This is a genomic window from Bacillus nitroreducens (genome assembly GCF_964021195.1).
Genome location: NZ_CAXHYI020000003.1, coordinates 417,924 through 436,235, shown reverse-complemented (window position 1 = coordinate 436,235; position 18,312 = coordinate 417,924). Strand labels below are relative to the sequence as shown.

At 34.5% G+C, this 18,312-nt stretch carries 18 protein-coding genes; 10 read left to right on the top strand and 8 right to left on the bottom strand.

The window, feature by feature from the left end; all coding sequences use genetic code 11:
- The first annotated feature begins 110 nt into the window (after positions 1-110).
- From ACWPVE_RS05860 to ACWPVE_RS05850, 3 genes are read left to right on the top strand one after another with little or no spacing between them, the layout of a single operon-like run.
- Positions 111-1,352, top strand: a complete 1,242-nt coding sequence (locus ACWPVE_RS05860) for a site-specific integrase (RefSeq protein WP_453991571.1) — start codon at positions 111-113, stop codon at positions 1,350-1,352.
- Positions 1,345-2,328 (top strand): tyrosine-type recombinase/integrase, encoded by a 984-nt coding sequence (locus ACWPVE_RS05855; protein WP_453991569.1) that lies wholly within the window; start codon positions 1,345-1,347, stop codon positions 2,326-2,328. The genes ACWPVE_RS05860 and ACWPVE_RS05855 overlap by 8 nt, the downstream gene beginning before the upstream one ends.
- Positions 2,315-3,337: a site-specific integrase gene (locus tag ACWPVE_RS05850; protein WP_453991567.1), complete on the top strand. Its 1,023-nt coding sequence runs from the start codon at positions 2,315-2,317 to the stop codon at positions 3,335-3,337. Before ACWPVE_RS05855 ends, ACWPVE_RS05850 begins: the two co-directional genes overlap by 14 nt.
- A gap of 54 nt (positions 3,338-3,391) precedes the next feature.
- Here the strand turns inward: ACWPVE_RS05850 and ACWPVE_RS05845 are convergent, their stop codons facing one another.
- From ACWPVE_RS05845 to ACWPVE_RS05810, 8 genes are all read right to left on the bottom strand, one after another.
- A complete protein-coding gene (locus ACWPVE_RS05845) occupies positions 3,392-3,748 on the bottom strand; it encodes an ATP-binding protein (protein WP_453991565.1) in 357 nt (118 codons plus the stop codon).
- Positions 3,745-4,902: an IS21 family transposase gene (istA, locus tag ACWPVE_RS05840; RefSeq protein ID WP_453997384.1), complete on the bottom strand. Its 1,158-nt coding sequence runs from the start codon at positions 4,900-4,902 to the stop codon at positions 3,745-3,747. The genes ACWPVE_RS05845 and istA (ACWPVE_RS05840) overlap by 4 nt, the downstream gene beginning before the upstream one ends.
- The gene (locus ACWPVE_RS05835; RefSeq protein WP_453991562.1) at positions 4,895-5,158 is read right to left on the bottom strand and encodes a hypothetical protein; all 264 of its coding nucleotides are present in this window, start codon (positions 5,156-5,158) and stop codon (positions 4,895-4,897) included. Before ACWPVE_RS05835 ends, istA (ACWPVE_RS05840) begins: the two co-directional genes overlap by 8 nt.
- Before the next feature lie 92 nt (positions 5,159-5,250).
- On the bottom strand, positions 5,251-6,609 hold the full coding sequence (gene istA / locus ACWPVE_RS05830; protein WP_453991560.1) for an IS21 family transposase: 1,359 nt from the start codon (positions 6,607-6,609) through the stop codon (positions 5,251-5,253).
- 327 nt (positions 6,610-6,936) lie between these two features.
- On the bottom strand, positions 6,937-7,344 hold the full coding sequence (locus ACWPVE_RS05825) for a hypothetical protein (protein WP_453991558.1): 408 nt from the start codon (positions 7,342-7,344) through the stop codon (positions 6,937-6,939).
- Positions 7,334-8,110 carry a hypothetical protein gene (locus ACWPVE_RS05820; RefSeq protein WP_453991556.1) on the bottom strand — a complete coding sequence of 259 codons (777 nt, stop codon included), beginning with the start codon at positions 8,108-8,110 and terminating at the stop codon, positions 7,334-7,336. The genes ACWPVE_RS05825 and ACWPVE_RS05820 overlap by 11 nt, the downstream gene beginning before the upstream one ends.
- Before the next feature lie 6 nt (positions 8,111-8,116).
- Complete coding sequence (locus ACWPVE_RS05815) at positions 8,117-8,776, bottom strand: ATP-binding cassette domain-containing protein (protein ID WP_453991554.1); 660 nt, start codon at positions 8,774-8,776, stop codon at positions 8,117-8,119.
- 90 nt (positions 8,777-8,866) lie between these two features.
- On the bottom strand, positions 8,867-9,370 hold the full coding sequence (locus ACWPVE_RS05810; RefSeq protein WP_453991552.1) for a hypothetical protein: 504 nt from the start codon (positions 9,368-9,370) through the stop codon (positions 8,867-8,869).
- A 993-nt stretch (positions 9,371-10,363) separates the two neighbouring features.
- On the opposite strand from ACWPVE_RS05810, the gene ACWPVE_RS05805 reads away from it, so the two are divergent.
- The 7 genes from ACWPVE_RS05805 to ACWPVE_RS05775 all read left to right on the top strand — a co-directional run bounded on the left by ACWPVE_RS05805 (position 10,364) and on the right by ACWPVE_RS05775 (position 18,304).
- A complete protein-coding gene (locus ACWPVE_RS05805) occupies positions 10,364-11,323 on the top strand; it encodes a LacI family DNA-binding transcriptional regulator (RefSeq protein WP_453991550.1) in 960 nt (319 codons plus the stop codon).
- 446 nt (positions 11,324-11,769) lie between these two features.
- Positions 11,770-11,979, top strand: coding sequence for a helix-turn-helix transcriptional regulator (locus ACWPVE_RS05800; RefSeq protein ID WP_453991548.1), 210 nt, complete (start codon positions 11,770-11,772; stop codon positions 11,977-11,979).
- Positions 11,976-12,197, top strand: coding sequence for an AbrB/MazE/SpoVT family DNA-binding domain-containing protein (locus tag ACWPVE_RS05795; protein ID WP_453997382.1), 222 nt, complete (start codon positions 11,976-11,978; stop codon positions 12,195-12,197). Before ACWPVE_RS05800 ends, ACWPVE_RS05795 begins: the two co-directional genes overlap by 4 nt.
- Before the next feature lie 78 nt (positions 12,198-12,275).
- A complete protein-coding gene (locus ACWPVE_RS05790; protein ID WP_453991546.1) occupies positions 12,276-13,328 on the top strand; it encodes an alpha/beta fold hydrolase in 1,053 nt (350 codons plus the stop codon).
- Between the two features lie 800 nt (positions 13,329-14,128).
- Positions 14,129-15,580 (top strand): Msr family ABC-F type ribosomal protection protein, encoded by a 1,452-nt coding sequence (locus ACWPVE_RS05785; protein WP_453991544.1) that lies wholly within the window; start codon positions 14,129-14,131, stop codon positions 15,578-15,580.
- A 637-nt stretch (positions 15,581-16,217) separates the two neighbouring features.
- Positions 16,218-16,637, top strand: a complete 420-nt coding sequence (gene nikR / locus ACWPVE_RS05780; protein ID WP_453991542.1) for a nickel-responsive transcriptional regulator NikR — start codon at positions 16,218-16,220, stop codon at positions 16,635-16,637.
- A 47-nt stretch (positions 16,638-16,684) separates the two neighbouring features.
- On the top strand, positions 16,685-18,304 hold the full coding sequence (locus ACWPVE_RS05775; protein WP_453991540.1) for an ABC transporter substrate-binding protein: 1,620 nt from the start codon (positions 16,685-16,687) through the stop codon (positions 18,302-18,304).
- Positions 18,305-18,312 lie beyond the last annotated feature (8 nt).

The following is an 18,312-nucleotide window of genomic DNA, read 5'->3' as shown; positions in this document are numbered from 1 at the left end:
TTTTTGTTTATGGAAAGAAATAAGTGTATATACGCTAATTGAATTAAAATATACGTTTATTTCTTTCCATAACACCTCACAATAGATTTATTAAATCTAGGAGGTGCCATGTGGAAAATCGAATTCCTATTGGAGAATTAGTTTCAAAAGTCTTATCTGAACTAGAAAGGCTGAATTATGCATATAACACTATTTGTGGTTATCGTGCTTTTTACAAAAGAGTTATTTCATTTGCGAAAGAAAAAGATGAAATCTATTTTTCAGAAGCATTAGGAAGAGACTTTTTAAAGGAAAAATACAACTGCACAGTTAACTATTATATGGAGGCTATGCCTAAAGGACTCAAGGGTCCCATTAGAAGAATAAGAGTTCTAGGCGATTATCAGCTTCACGGCGTGATTATTCGAAGGATAGTAAAAAAGCCAGGTTATATTAAACCACCACAATTTGAATCAGAACTTACTGCCTATGAAAAGGAATGTGAAAATAACGAGTACTCCAAAAGAGGTCTACGTTCGCGTATGCAGCGTTTGTTCTTTTTCATAGATTATCTTGACAGTAGAAAGATTCAGAAATCGAATGATATTACTGCAGAGATAATTTCTGATTACGTAAAAACAATTTACAAATATCATGAAAAAAGCATTGCATCTATCTTAACAGCTCTCAGGGTTTATTTAAGATTTCTCTATATTAACCAACATACGGATGAAAATTTATCTTTAAAAGTTCCCAAACAGAGTAGATATTATTATCCACCTGTTCCTTCTGTCTGGAATAAAGAGGACGTTATTCGAATGTTGAATAGTATTGACAGAGGAAATCCAACCGGAAAAAGAGATTATGCGATTCTGCTTTTGGTTGCCAAACTTGGAATAAGGGTCGGAGACCTCAAATCCTTGAAGTTATCGGACTTGAACTGGCAATCAAAAACGATAGAATTTAAACAAAATAAAACAAAGAGTATCGTAACATATCCAATTTTAAAGGATATAGGTTGGGCATTAATTGATTACCTAAAAAATGGTCGTCCTATTAGTAATTCTCCTTTCGTTTTCATTCGGATGAATGCACCCTACGAGGCCTTTGGAAGAGACGCTAATCTTCATAATATAATAACAAAATATACTAGACTTTCTGGAATAACTGTTCCAGATGGAAAAAGGCAAGGATTACACTCGCTTCGTCATACTCTTGCGAGTACTTTGCTTGAACAGGGAACACCATTATCAGTAATTTCAGAAGTCCTAGGACATTTTAATTCTAAATCTACCAATGTCTATCTGCATACAGGAATAGCCGGTTTAAGAAAATGTGCTATTGACCCAGAGGAGGTACTTCAGAATGTCTAAGGAAACTGTTGTGTTTCAAAGTATTCTTGGTCCACTGATTCATGGGTATATTGAGGAAAAGAAGTCTGTTGGTTATAAATACAGAAAAGGCGCTTCACTTTTAAAGCATTTTGACAATTTGGCGGCCAATGAAAATTTATTAGAAATAAAACTTCCGAAAGAATTAGTGTTACTTTGGACAGAAAAAAGATCAAATGAGACTCTCAGTACTAGAAACGGAAGAATCTCTATCATACGCGGGCTGGCTACATACATGGTTCGTCTTGGGTACGAGGCATACGTTTTTCCAGTTGCAACCATTTCGATTGATAGATATTCATATGTCCCGTACATCTTTTCAGAAATTGAGTTAAGGAATATTTTTACCATATGCGACAGTTATCCTATTTCAGATGTTTCTCCCAACAGGCATCTGACCCTACCTTTACTGTTCCGTATTTTATATGGTTGTGGGCTACGGATTTCAGAAGCATTAAATTTAAAGCAAAAAGATATTGATTTAAATCAGGGAACTCTATTCATTCGGGATACGAAATTTGGAAAAGAGCGCAAAGTCCCAATGGCCGAGACACTGACTGAGCGTTGTCGTCTGTTTATAGAAGAATCTAATCTTATAGAGTCTAGTGATACCTTTTTATTCAGATCTCCTTATGGAGGACGTTATAAGGAAAGTACGATATATAAACTATTTAGAGATATTATATGGGAGGCTGGAATTTCTCATAGTGGAAGGGGGCCAAGACTCCATGATTTCAGGCACACTTTTGCGGTGCATTGCTTAAAAAAATGGGTCTTAAATGAAGAAGATATCACGAATCTCCTTCCCTACCTTTCTGCATTTCTAGGGCACGTTGATTTAAGGGGTACACAACATTATTTAAGGCTAACTGCTGATTTATATCCAAAAATTATTAGGTCAGTCGAACATAATTTTTCAACTTTAATACCGGAGGTATCGTCTGATGAAACAAACTGACTTTGCCAGAACGCTCACACGATTCCTTTCCGATTATCTTCCAAGCCAGCGTAATGTTAGTACTAATACGATAAAGTCCTATCGGGATACATTTAAACAAGTGTTAATTTATTTTAATTTAGAATTGAAAACAAGGCCAGAGCACCTTACCCTCGAAAAAATAAATGCACAAAATATTAAGGATTTTCTTCTTTGGCTTGAAAAGACGCGTAAAGTTGGCATTAACACCCGTAACCAAAGATTAGCAGCTATCCATAGTTTCTACCGATATACACAGTCAGAAAATCCTGAATATATATTAGAATGCCAACGAATATTAGGAATTCCCTTTAAAAAAAGAGAAAAAAAGACTGTGGAATTTCTTTCACAGGAATGCTTAAAGCATATATTGGAACAACCGGATACCAGCAGGAAAAAAGGTCGCCGTGATTTAACATTAATGGCTATATTATATGATACTGGTGCACGTGTACAAGAATTAATAGATTTGAAATCAAGAGATGTTCGACTCACTAAGCCCGCCACTATTACCTTAACAGGCAAAGGTAATAAACGTAGAAGTGTTCCTATGATGGATAAAACTCGAGATCTGTTGGAGAATTACATGAAAGAAAATAATCTATTGGAAAACGGGAAACAAGATTATCCACTTTTCTATAATAGTAATAACCGCCCATTTACGAGGCCAGGTATAACATACATTTTAAAAAAGTATTTACAAAAGGCTAAGGAAGCTCATTTAGATATTCTGTTTCCTAATAGACTTCATCCTCATATGATTAGACATACAAAGGCTATGCATTTATTAGAGGCGGGAGTAAATCTGATTTATATAAGAGATTTATTAGGCCATGTAAATGTTACTACCACTGAAATTTATTTAAGGGCAAATACGGAAATAAAAAGGAAAGCATTAGAAGCCGCATATATGGAGGTTTTAACGCAAGATACCCCAGTTTGGGATGAGGACACAGATCTATTGAAGTGGTTGGAGCAATTTTGTAGATAAGAATTTTTGTTTATTATGGAAAGATATTTGATATACAGTATACAAATTTTACGATTAATATAGATATCTTTCCATAAACAAAGTCTTTTCATAATTTCCAGTCCCAGGAGCGCCAATCAAAACTACGTTTTGCTTCTGCTTGATGAAATCTAGGCTCATTAAACCATCTTTATCAATCTGTGTAGGAAATCGAATCCTTTCGGTCCATTCATAGTTACTCAAACTCTTCGAGTCTAAGAATTTAGCATTTTTAATTAAGCGCTGTACCTTTGCTTGATCACGTAATCGAAACTCTTCCTTAAATAATTCCTCTAAGAACTGGCTTGGAGATTCAAAGGGAATTGACTCATATATTTCAGAAACATAAGCCAGTCTTAAAGACTTACACATTGAACGAATTTGCTCGCTCATTCATTGTCACCTCCTGTAGGTGCCAATGAATCATACTCTTCCCAATCTAGCCCGAAGGGGTTTTCATTGTTTCCAGATATTAAGTCATAAAATTCCTCATTAATTCTTTTTATATCATGTGTAACTAGTAAGCTTACTATTTCTACTAATCTTTCCTTCCTAACGACTAAATCTTCAACCTTCAAGTAGTCGTTGATGCGGCCAGGTAAGTATTTCTGATATCTTGAATATGTTACCGCTCTTGGTTTTCGTATCCAATCCTTGAAAATGGACAGCCATGGAATAGCTCTCTTTTTGTTCATGTAAGGTCTAAAATCTTCAAAGAGAATTTCTCCATCAGGTGATACAGCTTTATATTTATTCCAAGTAACTACAAAGTATATAAAAGGGTAATTCGATGCTTTCGGGATATGTAACAGAGTATTATCTAACTTTGCTTCATTATATTTATTAACTTTTGCCTCAATCTCTTTAAAGACTGGATAGTCCTCCTCAGGTAACTCAAGCAAATAGTTCTTCTCATCATTCCAAAGATCTTCGATCAAAACTTCTTTCTCATAGTGAAGTCTCTGGCGGTCCTTTTCAAGTTGAACACGAAGTGTTTCTGTAAAATCCTCGTAACTATTCATAACTGGTGAAGTTGTAAAGAAGTTGTATCGGATATAACCTACTTTATTTTCCACACTTCCTTTTTCATTACCTTTACGTGGATTACATACTTGTACGTCAAACCCATAGTGATTCTGAAATTGTATAAAGGCATCTGTTAGCTGTGCCGCTTCAGTTTTTGATCTCACCTTCTTAACAGCTGGAGTTAAATTATCAATCCGTATTTTTCTCGGAACTCCTCCACATTGTTTAAATAAAAGCTTCAATCCTTCAAGAAAACATTCCTGATTTTCAGAAGGTAATGGTATCGCAAACCCCGCATTACTGTAAGGGTACGACATTACTAACGCATGAGTATCCACAAACTCACCATCTTTAACAACTTCCATAACACCAAAGTCTACTTGTGCTTCACTTGGAGGATGTTCTAGCCGTTCATGGCCTTTATCGTGCTCCTCATTATGGCTATTCTCCCAATCTGTTATAAAGTAACATACTGTTCTGTAGGAACCTTCAAATCCAAGGTCCTGAAGATCTTTATAGATCTGTTTTTTTTGTTCTACGTAATTTCCTCTTTAATCTACTATCCTCAAAGAGCCAATCTGAAACTATTTCTCCCCATTTTTCAGTATGCATCATACCTTTAGACTCTTTAATTTTAGACTTAGGTAATTGATTTTCATCTGCATATTTCTTAGCTGTTCTCCAATTAATCCCTAAAGTTTCCTTAATTTTTGTTATTGATAATCCTTTTTTGTCTCGTAAGTGTTTGATACAATTAATATCAGACATTGCTAGCATCCTTTCTACCTCCACTCCAAAAATTGCTCGACACAATTAATGTAGTGGGACTTGGGGTGACTGGCAAGTCTTTTTTTATGCACTTATTAAATCTAGTGCCGGACTCTGCATTTTTTCGTTGCAAAGCTCTGCACTTTTATTTTGCAATAAACAGTTTGAGAAGTATCTAAAATATATTTAACGACTGTTAAGGTTGATGCTCCGATATTTTCAGCCCACTCAAAAGCAGCTTCAGGCGTTTGATCAACATATAACTTATGATTTTCTGGCATATGATCACGAATAGTAGATAATTGACCGAATTTCCCATATAATCGTTTATGGGAAGCTACCCGCATATGATTGAAATATACCTCAACGAGGTCGTCTGAAAGTTTCACTTCGACTTGTCGATTGATATATTCATATGGCACTGAATAAAACATACTATCGACAGAGATGTGATAGTCAGGACGTACTTTTGCTGTTTTCCATTCAGACATTTTATAAGGCGTAGATGGTAGGGGGGAAAGTGCGAATTTCTCCTCTTCCTCAAACGCCGAGAGACGACACCCTTTTTTACGCGTAAAGGGACGCTCATTAAAATCAGCTAGTTTCTTCCAAACTACTTCATTCAATTCATCAATACTGAAACAATGTGTATTTCTTAAGGCCGCGATGATCCATGTAGAGATAACATTAACTGAACCTTCTACATTAGCTTTATCCTTCGGGGTACGGACCCGAGCAGGCATGACCACAGTATTGTAGTAGTCTGCCATTTCCCTATAAGTAGGGTTTAAGATTAACTCGCGTGTGGTATGTTTCGTCACACTTGCTTTAAGATTATCTGGCACAATAATTTGTGTACTACCACCAAAATACTGGTATGCATTGTTGTGTGCGGTAATCCATGAATGTAAATCCATTGATAAGGTTGCTTCCGCATAAGATAATTGACTGCACGGCAATGTCGCAACGAAAACATACGCCTTAACTTTTTCCCCAGTATCTCTATCAATGATGTAAGATGTGGATCCAGCCCAATCAACTTCCATAATTTCACCTGGTTTTCTACGAATACGTAAAGTAGCTTTATGCTTATCTGCGTATCTACTGTAATGGCGCACAAAGCTACGATAGGAGTAAGGAATCTTGTTGTTTACTCGGCACTCTGCTTCATATTCATGATGTAAAAGAGAAAGTGTCACGTTAGGCTTAGCTAACTCTTCATGAATATAATCAAAGTTCAATGGCTGTCGCCCTGACCCCTCCAGAGATTTCTCTGGAAAGAGAAACTCCTCAATCCATTTATCCGTCATTTCTTCATCTAAAGGACAAACTAATCCCTTCTTTTGAGCTAGACGAATAATCTCTGTTATTTTTTGACGAGAGTTACCAGTGCTTGCAGCGATTCCTCTTAGACTGATTCCCTCATCGTGTAATTCCAAAATCTTTTGATAATGGATCATAAAAAAATACCTCCATATAAAAAATGTCACACCCGTAGGTGTGCCTATTAATTATACAAAGGTATGAAGTGGTAAACGCATGGCATTAACTGGTACATTCCTTGTCATTCGGTGGTAAAAACTATGTCAGAGGTGGTACATTTTGATGGCCGTAATCATAAAAGTAGTTAAGTAGATTTTGCTCAATGAATTTTCAAGTTAATATTAACTCTTTATAAATTTAAAAAATAAAAAATCCCAATATTCACTAACTGAATATTAGGATTTTTTGTAATCGGTGTGGATTGATATGGAAAATACTGATCTATATAACCAAGTGAACAGTATTTAATCCTGCGAAAGATATTTAAATTTTGAAGTATTATCTCTGTTAAATCCGTGATTCTCTAATAATTCATTTATATAATCTTCTGCATTGTTTTTTATCAAAAAGTCTATATTCCAGTTACAATAACCTTGTGCAACATGCCCTAATAAGTTTTCTGCTACATTAGATATTTCACTATGGGATAAGTTTAAACTCTCTAAATCTTTTTCTGAGATAAATTGAATCTTTATAAAATTCTCTCTTGGTTCAAAAAATTCTTTATCTGCTTCACTAAACCAAGGATAGTCTTCTAATGTACTTGGTCTCTTCTGATCCGCAATAACCAAATAATTTATACTTGATATGTTAGGTACTTCTACCTTCCAAATTTCAAGTGAATTAGAATTAAATTCTCTACTAATTATCATTTTGATCATTCCATCCTTTTATTTTATTTTGAATAATGTTTATTCTAGTAAATTTGAAAAATAAATAACCGAGTAATAAATAAAATATCGAGTTTACAAGAACAATTATACAATGCTTGATAAAGAATACAAAATTTGGTGTATAACCATCAAATAGATTAATAACGAATAACTTTGTGTTAGAAAACGGAATAAGAAAACTTTCAAACGGTGTAGCAAAGATTAGTAGGGTTAAAAGTATTTGACTTAAAATTACTATAGGTAACTTAATGTTAAATTTCCAAACAATCGAAGCCATTATAAATCCTAAACCAATTACACTGAATGAACCAATAATACCGATTACTAAAAGCATAATATATAAATTTAAATTTTTATCCAACGAAACTGGAGCTATTAAATTAATTAAAAAGATAAAAAATAATGCTATAAATACATTGAATATTGATGAAAATACACTACGGATTAATACTTGGTTTTCTAAATTATAGTTTGAAATTGCCATTATATTATCTAGACTATTTCTATTTATATCCTCTGCAAGCTGAGAAATAGGAAACATTAAACCACTTAACATTATTCTAATTAAAAATATAGTTCCAAGTATAATAGAGCTAATTTCATCTAAATCATGAAAGCGATTTTCGTAAATGTTTAATGTAATTCCAATAATTATAACTAGTAATAAGAGTGAGAATAAAGTTGTCTTCTTATTTTTAATATATGTAAATAATAATTTTAGGTATTCTGCTTTAATAAGTTTCAATACTTCTTACCTCTCTTTATTGATAACCCGATCTGTAATATGATAAATAGTAGTACTTATTTCTTTTGCGTATTCTATTTCATGAGTAGAAATAATTATAGTTTTGTTTAATTTTTTAATTAACTCAAAAAAATTATAAGTACTAGTACTATCGAAACCCAACGTTGGCTCATCTAAAATCAAATATTCGTTTGGAAATAATAATGAACAAATAATTACTATTTTTCTTTTGCTTCCGTGCGAAAGTGAACCGATTTTCTTGTCCAAAGATCCTTCTAGCCCAAAATAATTTAGATATTTTAACAATTCAGTTTCCTTATCCTTCAAAGTAATGTTGTTTACTAAGAGAAGATATTTTATATTTTGTATAACTGTAGCATTCTCGAAGAGGTCAATATTTGCGGGTATATATTTTACTTTTTTCTTTAAAAAATTTAAAACTTTATTCAATTTTATTATATTAATATTTGAATAATCTATTTGAAAATCCATTTTATAGCTCAGTAATCCTGCATTCGGAATAATAAGACCAGACAATACTTTTAATAATGTTGTTTTACCACTTCCATTCTTTCCTAAAATAGAGGTAATGCTATTTTCCTCTATCTGAATATTAACATCCTTTAATAATGGACTTATATCAACTTTTTCTATTTTTAAAGACACTTATATCACCTTTTGATATTCAAGATATTTTATTAAAATAGTGCACTAAAATTAGTGCACTATCAAGGGGAGGTATTTATTTTTCTTAAGTTATGCTAAAGCCCTTAATAGTACTCCCCATGCAAAAACGTCATCCCCAGGGAAGAATACTGTGATGGAAGCAAGTGCAACTAAGACTGCTGCAGCACTAACTAAAGCCCATTTAGGGATCTTATCGGCCCAGCTTTGTGCGCTTTTATTATACTGTTTTGCTCTATCTTGTACTGACTTATCATTCATTACCTTATCTTGAACATAACCAGGTAAATCCCCAAATTTATGAACCTTGTTCTTACCTTTATCACATTCACTTAAATTATCCAATCTAATACAATAATAATGAACAGTCTTTTTATAAATATGTACATGGTACACGTCCCCATTAAAATGAGGGGCATCTAATCTATAGCACCATCCATTAGATATATCTTTAGTACAATTTTTTGGATTAATTGATGATGCTGCTTCTGCAACATTAGTGCTATTAATAGGTAACACAGTAAATATTATTGAAAAAAGCATAGTTAACACTAAAATATAACTAGCACGTTTCATATAATATCTCCTCCTTTGCCAACCTCCCCTTGCTCAGGAAATATTATCATAATATGTCAAAAAAAGTATTATATATACAGATATTGTAAATCTATAAAAGTATTCCAAATCATTGCTATTAAAGTAAATATACTTGTATTAATAATCGGTAACCTTTTCCAGTAATGGGTCTATAAATATTTATTAAAATAATCCAATCTTAAATTATATTAGAATAAAATGTGCATTGTACCTTGAAGAATTAACGCACCTTATATTATGACTATTTAAGCTTACAGGGGAGATTATTGTAACAAGGATATACTTGGCTAAATGTAATAGTATATTAATATATAAAAATTTAGTAATCCGTTTATGGAGTAATCACGCCATTAGATATTTGTAGCCTTATAAGTCTAAACTTTAATTAGATATAAAAGGGACTAACCAGTACTACTAGAAAGGAAGAGATGTGGATTTTTTACTTTATCAGGGATGCGTTTGAAGAAATAAACGCTTAAAAACAATAGCATTTGCTACATGAGTAGTCTGTTTTGTTTTAGAGGGCTAGCATAACTGCCAATTTTAGATGGTGTGTGAGTAAACATCATTTATTTAGACCAAAGCAGTTTTTGATTTAGCAAATAAGAGAATCAATTGTAAAAATGTATTATTCACCAAGCAACATTCTATTTAGGATTTTTGTATGCAAATTTAGTTAGATGATTACCCATTTTCAGTTTGGATATCATTCAGACAAAAGTTGAAATTTATCGTCACGACCGGACAAGCCGTTTCGCCGATCTTAGATCAACTTTGTCGTAAGAGGTTTATCTAATGGAGATACCCCTTATGAGTTGTAGTTTAGTTGATGAAACGCGTTTCAGGGCAAGAGAAAGTTAAAAAAGTTTGACATCAAATGAGTATCATACCTACACTGAGGTTAACAATGATAAAACCATAAGTTCTATTTCCTATGTTAATTGTTGATTAATAAGGTAGGTGAACGTGTGAATGACGAACATTAAAGATTTGGCAAAATTAGCTGGGGTTTCGGTCACAACTGTATCTCGGGTATTAAATAAACATCCATATGTGAGTCAGGAAAAAAGAGAAGCCGTTTTAGATGCGATTAGAAAGACAAATTATCAAATAAATATAAATGCAGTCCATTTAAGTAGGGGAAAGACAAATTTGATTGGGGTTGTTCTCCCGTATTTCGATCATCCTTTTTTCTCTCAAATCTTAAAGGGAATAAGCAATCAGGCGATCATCAATAATTATAAGTTGGTATTATTTCAAACCGACTATAAAGTAGATAGAGAGATAGAAGCACTACATATGTTAAAACAAAAACAAATTGATGCTCTGATTATCTGTTCAAGGACAAGTGATTTGTCCATCATTGAGGAGCATTTGCCATTTGGTCCAATTGTTTTGAGCGAAGATAACCAAAGTGTGAACTGTTCAACAACCTTTGTGAACCATTATAAAGCTTTTTATAAAGCATTAAAGTACTTGTACGAAAAGGGTCATCGAAAAATAGGATATTGTATCGGGAGAAAATCAGGTGCGAATAGTTCGATGAGGAATCTCGCCTATAAAACATTTCATGAGAAATATAACCTGCCGTACCGTCCAGAATTTGTCATAGACAAGACTTTGTACTTCGAAGATGGAGAAAAAGTTGTTGACCAAGTAAATAAGATGAAAAACCCTCCAACTGCATTGTTGGTAACGAGTGATCAAGTCGCAGCAGGAATCGTCATAACTTGTCAAAAAAGGGCAATCTCTATTCCAGAGGATATCGCAATTATTGGCTTTAATAATGAACCGATCGCTAAAATGATGAATATTACCTCAATAGAAATACCACTTTTGGAAATAGGGAAAAGCCTCTTCCTTCAAGCTATAGATGATGCTATCTCTAGTAAGGAAATCGATGTCAAGCTAATTGAAAGAGGAACTGTCTAAACCAAATCATATTGTATTGCTAAATAATTATGTGGTAAACCATAAGCATTATGGAGTTTTATATCGGATCGCGAAATTATAATTAAAACACACATTGTAAACTGCAGTTAAATCAATCTGGATATAATACTATCAAAAAACTGTAAATTCAAAGTTATCCTCTGAATTTACGGTTTTTTTTATATTCTTCTCATAGGTATTTAGATAATTGATTTAGAAGGTAATCATTACCATCAAAGTACGAATGTACCTCACAGAAACTGAACATTCTAACGTTAGGTTATAAGTAAGTGATATGGACTACAATCCTAGTTTCGGAAAATCCGCATAGTTATTCCAAAAAAAAAAGGACAGAGAAATGTTAACTGAATATAACACTTTATGTTGTGTTTAATTGGTTGAATGATAAGGAAATCATGATTTAATGAGTATGGGGTGTGAAAAGTATGATAAATATGAATCTGAAAGAATTACGAAAAGCTCACCGATTTACACAAGAAGAGGTCGCTGAAAAAATAAATGTATCCAGACAAGCAGTAGCAAAATGGGAGAGTGGCGAAACTGTACCTGATATTAATAATTGTATAGCTTTGTCCCAATTGTATAGAGTGACACTGGATGATTTAGTCAATCATTCGAAGCAAAGGGCGGAATAGGCATACAACCTCAGGGGAAACACGTTTTTGGAACTGTTAAGGTTGGAGAAAGGGGACAAATCGTCATTCCGAAAAAAGCTAGAAAGATATTTAATATTTCACCTGAAGAAACGTTATTAGTTTTAGGTGATGAGGCACAGGGAATTGCCCTGGTAAAGCACGAAAAATTTATGCATCTTGTAGAGGCGGTTTATAATGCTAAAGAATGTAAAGAGTAACAACTACTGATTGTGAAGAATGAGACGAAAGCCTTCATTATGTTGGATATACAAGATAAGAAAGGATTCGATTTAATATTGAAGAGAATAATCACGATTGGCATTTTAGTATTCATAGTATTTGTGGTTGGAAGTTACTTTTATAACAATATTACGTATATTGAGAAACCACTAAAAAAAATGTATCGAGCAGGATTTGTTGAAAAACAAGTAGAGCTAAAGGATGGTACAATCCTAAATTATGGAGAAGGCCCAAACAATGGGAAAACACCACTTCTACTCATACATGGTCAAGGTATGACATGGGAGGATTATGCGAAAGTTTTGCCAGAGTTATCAAAGCATTACCATGTATTCGCTGTTGATTGCCACGGACACGGAGAATCGGATATGAATCCTGAGAAGTATTCTGCTAAAGTAATGGCAGAGGATTTGATCGAATTTATTGATGAAGTGATCGGAGAAAAAACAGTAGTTTCGGGTCACTCGTCAGGTGGAATGATTGCTGCATGGATAGCAGCTTATGCACCAGAACGTGTACTGGGTGCTGTTATTGAGGATTCACCTTTCTTCTCAACTGAACCTGGTAGAAGAGAAAACACATATGTGTGGGTATATGGCTTTCAATTATACGAAGACTTTAAAAATCAAGACAAAGAAAAGGATTATTTCAAGTATAGTTTAGAGAGAAGTTATTGGAAAAATGTCTTTGGGGATTTTCTGTGGAATAAATTTTCAAAAGATGCTGTAGCTTATCATCAAAAACATCTAAATGAACCAGTCCACTTAAAATATTTACCACCACAGATAAATCGAATATTTGAGTCCGCCACCTATCCATATGATCGCAAATTTGGAGAAGCATTTTATGATAATTCTTGGTTTGCAGACTATAACCAGTCAGAAGTGTTGTCAAAAATCAAACTCCCTACAGTATTTATAAAAGCTAATACAAGCTATGATGGTGATTTATTAGTAGCGGCATTATCGGATGAAGATGCGGATCGTGTGGTTGAATTATTAGAAAATGGAAAAAGAATTGATGTAGATACCCCAGGTCACGATATACATTACGATAAACCTGACGAATTTACAGAAATTATGGTTGATTTCTTACAGGAAGTTCAATAAAAAATTTAGCTTTCAATTAAAAAGAAGTCATATAGTCAGCTAAGGGACCCTCTAGGTGAACCAATCAAAAGTATAGTTAGTCTTAGACCCAGATTGCGAAAAGAAAATGTTCTGGGTCTTTTTTTGTCTAGTCACAATGAATGTACCCTAGAACCTAACGTAATGCCTTTTCGTGGACTTAAGAATGTTTGAATCCAAAACAATATCAATCTTTGACAATTTTTAAAAGAGAATCTATAATAATCAATATACTTTTGAACGGTAAGGAGGATTATTAAAAAATGATACCTAGACTATGGTCCCTAACTTTGAACCAGTAATTGAATACGGTCAAAGTCTCTGTTTGTGTAAACAGAGTAAACGGGATACGTCTGTCTTTTTTAATAATTCTCATTTCATATTTTTATAAACATCCACTCGTTACGAGCTATTTGTCCATCTTTTTGAACATGGTCAAAATGCTAGGTTTCTAGGATGGAAATATATCATGTATAGGAAGGCGGATTGTTCTGCCTTCCTTTCTTTTTGCTTTATTTTCCTTCCTAAATAAAGTCATTTGGTAGGATTATTTGCTGACGGCTTCTGAAAGCCCTAATAAGGATGGTTCTCTTTCCCTTTACTCTTCGATCACAGGCAGATGCGTGTGAATTTTTATTATTTGACCGTATGGAAAATGAGAAGTGAAAGAGGAGGAGAGATTCATGCAATTTTTATTATTCTTTTGATACGAGCTTGAAATAGAAGCTCGTATCGGTCCTAGCTATCGATACGAAATGATTAATTTTCGGGAGGTAGCAAAAATGGAAAAAATATGTTTTGAATTGAAAAATATAGAGATAAATTTTTTAGATAAAACGGTATTAGAAATTGATCATTTAACGATCCATCAGTTTGACCGAATTGGAATTGTTGGGAAAAATGGTGCAGGCAAGAGTACATTATTAAAGTTATTAGCGGGGATCATCCAACCGACTAGTGGAAAAGTGAATTGTCACGCAGATTTTGCTTATTTTGATCAATTAACACCACCTAACGAATCAGAGATTGATTACGAACTAAAAGGGAGATTGGTCATTCCAGAAACAGAACTTGAAAACTTTAGTGGTGGCGAAAAAACGAGACTGAAGCTCGCGCAACTTTTTTCCGATTATCACGAAGCCTTATTAATAGATGAACCAACCACGCATCTTGATACAGAAGGCGTACAGTTTTTTATTGAGGAGTTGACTTACTACTATGGTGCACTCGTGCTTGTGAGCCATGATCGGTATGTATTAGATCAACTGGTAACGAAAATATGGGAAGTAAAAGACGGAAAAGTAACCGAATATACAGGGAACTATACCGAATATGTTTCTCAAAAAGAACGTGAGAAGAAACAACTTCTAGAACAGCACGAAAAATATGTAAAAGAAAAAGCACGTCTACTAAAAGCGGCTGAGGAAAAAATGCAAAAGGCACAAAAAATAACACAAGGAGATAAAAAAGTAACAAGAGCTAAAGGAAATCGAATAATTGAAACGAAATCAAAAGGTACAAGTCAAAAATCCATGCAACGTGCAGCGAAAGCGATCGAACACAGAGTGGAACAACTCAAATCGGTTGACGCACCTAAAGGAGAACAAATCATTCGTTTTCATCAATCAAAGGCTCTTCAATTACACAATAAGTTTCCAATTATGGGGGAAAGGGTAACGCTTAAAGCAGGGGACAAACCACTACTAAAAGAAGTGAACTTTCAATTCCCTTTAGGAAAGACGATTGCTATAAAAGGTAAAAATGGTTCAGGTAAATCATCATTGCTTCACCATATTGTTAAACATGGTGAAGGGATTACGGTCTCGCCAAAAGCCGTCATAGGAACGTATCAACAAATGGATTATCGATTTTCAGTAGAAGAAACCGTTTTTGATTTTATTAAAAACCGAAGTGACTACGAGGAGAGTAAAATCCGAGCTGTCCTTCACGCCATGAATTTTACTGGCAATGATTTAAAAAAGAATGTCCAGAATGTAAGTGGTGGAGAGGCAATCCGTTTAGTACTGTGTCAGCTATTTTTGGGAAGGTATAATATATTGGTTTTGGATGAACCAACAAACTTTTTGGATCTCTTTTGTTTGGAGGCATTGGAGCGATTTTTGCTTGGATACGAAGGGACAGTGCTTCTAGTTTCGCATGATCATACTTTTGTTAAGACAGTGGCTGATTCTGTTTATGAAATAGAAGAGCAGAAATTAGTGCTAAAAAGCTGAAAAGAATAGAAAGCTAGAAAAACGTACAAACCACAAGGCTTTAGTTCCTTGTGGTTTGTTTTTTGTCTATATTCATTTGTTTAACTTGATTACTTAACCTACTCATCTTGCATGTCTCATGCTTTTTGATTTATCCTTATCCTTCTATCGTTCGGCCTATCAAATTTGTACTAACTTCTATATGACTTTGCAAGATTTAAGTACAAATTGTTGAAGGGTGTTACTTTTATAAAAAAATGTAACACTCATATTGTGTTGCGGCACAAACCCTGGTCATACCTTGACGAAATGTTAGGTATGTCCCATATTCTCGAAATTGTGTCCCAAATAGGAACGGATATGTACCATAAACTTGTATTCGTGTCCCATTTATTTAATCGAATGTCCCATAAAATCAAAAGTTTGTCCCATATTTCAAATTGTGCATGAATTGGAGAAGATTATCATTTAATCGGGTTATTTATTTTTAACATAGTTTTAATTGTTGCATAATTGATGCTAGGATACTAATATAAATACATTGCCATTCATTCTCTCTGTACGCCTTATCGTGTCACGAATGATAACAAATGTGTTACGTCAGTTAGTTAACTTTTTATAGATTAGGTAGTAATCAATGAAATTCAAGGAGGAAATAATGGAAGATTCAATGTTAAAGAGATTTGGGATTTCGATGGAAGGGCATTTGCTTCGGAAGTTTGACAATATGGTGAAGCAAAAAGGGTATGAAAATCGCTCAGAAGCGATTCGCGATCTTGTTCGAGACGCCCTGATCCAACATTCATGGGAAAAGGATGATCAAATCGTTGCGGGAAGCATTTTACTATTTTATGATCATCACAAAAGAAATTTAATGGAAGAGCTGACAAAAACTCAACATGAGATGCATGATCTGATTATGTCCACAACTCATTTTCATCTCGATCATCATAATTGCCTTGAGTTAATCATCGTAAAGGGAAAAGCGAAGGATATCCAGATACTCAGTAATAAACTAACTAGTTTGAAAGGTGTACATTATGGAAAGTTTACAGTCGCACCGATCGAAAGTATATAGGATATACCCTTACATATAGAAGAAAAATATAACACGAGGTGAATCTATTGAGACGAAAATCATTTGGATATATTGCAGTGGTTCTTGTTTTTTTATTGGTCCTATCAGGCTGTAACCAATCGAAACTGGATGAAGTAAGGACTGGTAATAGCAAGGATAACGAAAAGAAAAAGGATGAGCTTGTGCTGGCCTTTGGAGCGGAGCCTGAAACAGGTTTTGATCCAACAACAGGGTGGGGCCGCTATGGTTCACCACTGTTTCAGAGCACACTTCTAAAAAGAGACGACAAGCTTACTATTGTGAATGATTTAGCAACCACGTATGACGTGAGTGAAGACGGAAAAGTTTGGACAGTACACATACGTGAGGATGTAAAATTCTCAGATGGACAGCCATTAACAGCAGATGATGTCGAATTCACGTTTGAAACGGCTGCTAATGCAGGTTCAGTTGTAGATTTACACGTATTGGATAAAGTTGAGAAAGTGGATGATTACACAGTCACATTCTCATTAAAAGAGCCTCAATCTACATTTGTTAATACATTGATTGGAACAGGGATTGTTCCAAAGCATGCTTATGGTGAAGACTATGCAGAAAATCCAATTGGCTCTGGGCCATTTAAACTTGTACAGTGGGACAAAGGCCAACAGGTTATTGTAGAAGCAAATCCTGAATACTACGACAAGCAGCCATATTTTAAAAAGATGACGTTCTTATTTTTAAGTGAGGATGCATCATTTGCTGCTGCTCAAGCAGGTGAAGTTGATCTTGCTTATATACCAGCTGCATTTAGCAAACAGACAGTTCCAGGAATGAGATTAGAATCGATTCAAACCGTTGATAACCGAGGGATTGTGTTCCCGTTTGTAAAATCAGGAGACATCACTGAAGATGGTGATCCAATTGGAAATGATGTAACAGCGGATCCTGCCATTCGACATGCCATTAATATGGCGGTAGACCGACAAGCGCTTGTAGATGGTGTATTAGAAGGTCAAGGAACACCAGCCTATACTTCAGTTGACGGTCTACCCTGGTGGAATCCTGATACAGTCATTGAGGACGCTGATATGGAAGGAGCACGCAAACTTTTAGAAGAAGCGGGCTGGAAGGATCGTGACGGAGATGGAATTCTAGAAAAGGGAACTTTAAAAGCTGAATTCACTCTTTATTATTTAGCAAGTGATGCAGTTAGACAATCATTATCGATTGCAGTTGCAGATATGATGAAGCCGCTTGGTATTCATATTACATTAGAAGGCGCAAGCTGGGATGTTATTGAAAAGAAAATGCATTCAAATGCTGTCCTTCTAGGTTGGGGAAGTCATGACCCACATGAGATGTACAACATATATAGTAGTGAATTTGCAGGAGTAGACTACTACAACACCGGCTTTTATGAAAATCAAACCGTTGATGAATATTTTGAGAAGGCTCTTCGTGCTACAGATGAAAAAGAAGCCATTGAATATTGGAAAAAAGCTCAATGGGATGGAGAAACGGGGTTAAGTGCGAAAGGCGATGCACCTTGGGCATGGTTAGTAAATATTAATCACTTATATTTAGTGAAGGATGGATTAGATATTGGGGAACAACGAATCCATGTTCATGGTCATGGCTGGCCAGCGACTGATAACATTACGGAATGGAAATGGACTGAATAACAGTGGGA

What these genes read in the sequence shown, in the direction of transcription:
- ACWPVE_RS05855 (WP_453991569.1), top strand. Translation starts at nt 1,345, where the DNA reads ATGTCTAAGGAAACTGTTGTGTTTCAAAGTATTCTTGGTCCACTGATT.
- ACWPVE_RS05850 (WP_453991567.1), top strand. Translation starts at nt 2,315, where the DNA reads ATGAAACAAACTGACTTTGCCAGAACGCTCACACGATTCCTTTCCGAT.
- ACWPVE_RS05845 (WP_453991565.1), bottom strand. Translation starts at nt 3,748, where the DNA reads ATGAGCGAGCAAATTCGTTCAATGTGTAAGTCTTTAAGACTGGCTTAT.
- ACWPVE_RS05835 (WP_453991562.1), bottom strand. Translation starts at nt 5,158, where the DNA reads ATGCTAGCAATGTCTGATATTAATTGTATCAAACACTTACGAGACAAA.
- istA (WP_453991560.1), bottom strand. Translation starts at nt 6,609, where the DNA reads ATGATCCATTATCAAAAGATTTTGGAATTACACGATGAGGGAATCAGT.
- ACWPVE_RS05825 (WP_453991558.1), bottom strand. Translation starts at nt 7,344, where the DNA reads ATGATAATTAGTAGAGAATTTAATTCTAATTCACTTGAAATTTGGAAG.
- ACWPVE_RS05810 (WP_453991552.1), bottom strand. Translation starts at nt 9,370, where the DNA reads ATGAAACGTGCTAGTTATATTTTAGTGTTAACTATGCTTTTTTCAATA.
- ACWPVE_RS05805 (WP_453991550.1), top strand. Translation starts at nt 10,364, where the DNA reads ATGACGAACATTAAAGATTTGGCAAAATTAGCTGGGGTTTCGGTCACA.
- ACWPVE_RS05800 (WP_453991548.1), top strand. Translation starts at nt 11,770, where the DNA reads ATGATAAATATGAATCTGAAAGAATTACGAAAAGCTCACCGATTTACA.
- ACWPVE_RS05785 (WP_453991544.1), top strand. Translation starts at nt 14,129, where the DNA reads ATGGAAAAAATATGTTTTGAATTGAAAAATATAGAGATAAATTTTTTA.
- nikR (WP_453991542.1), top strand. Translation starts at nt 16,218, where the DNA reads ATGGAAGATTCAATGTTAAAGAGATTTGGGATTTCGATGGAAGGGCAT.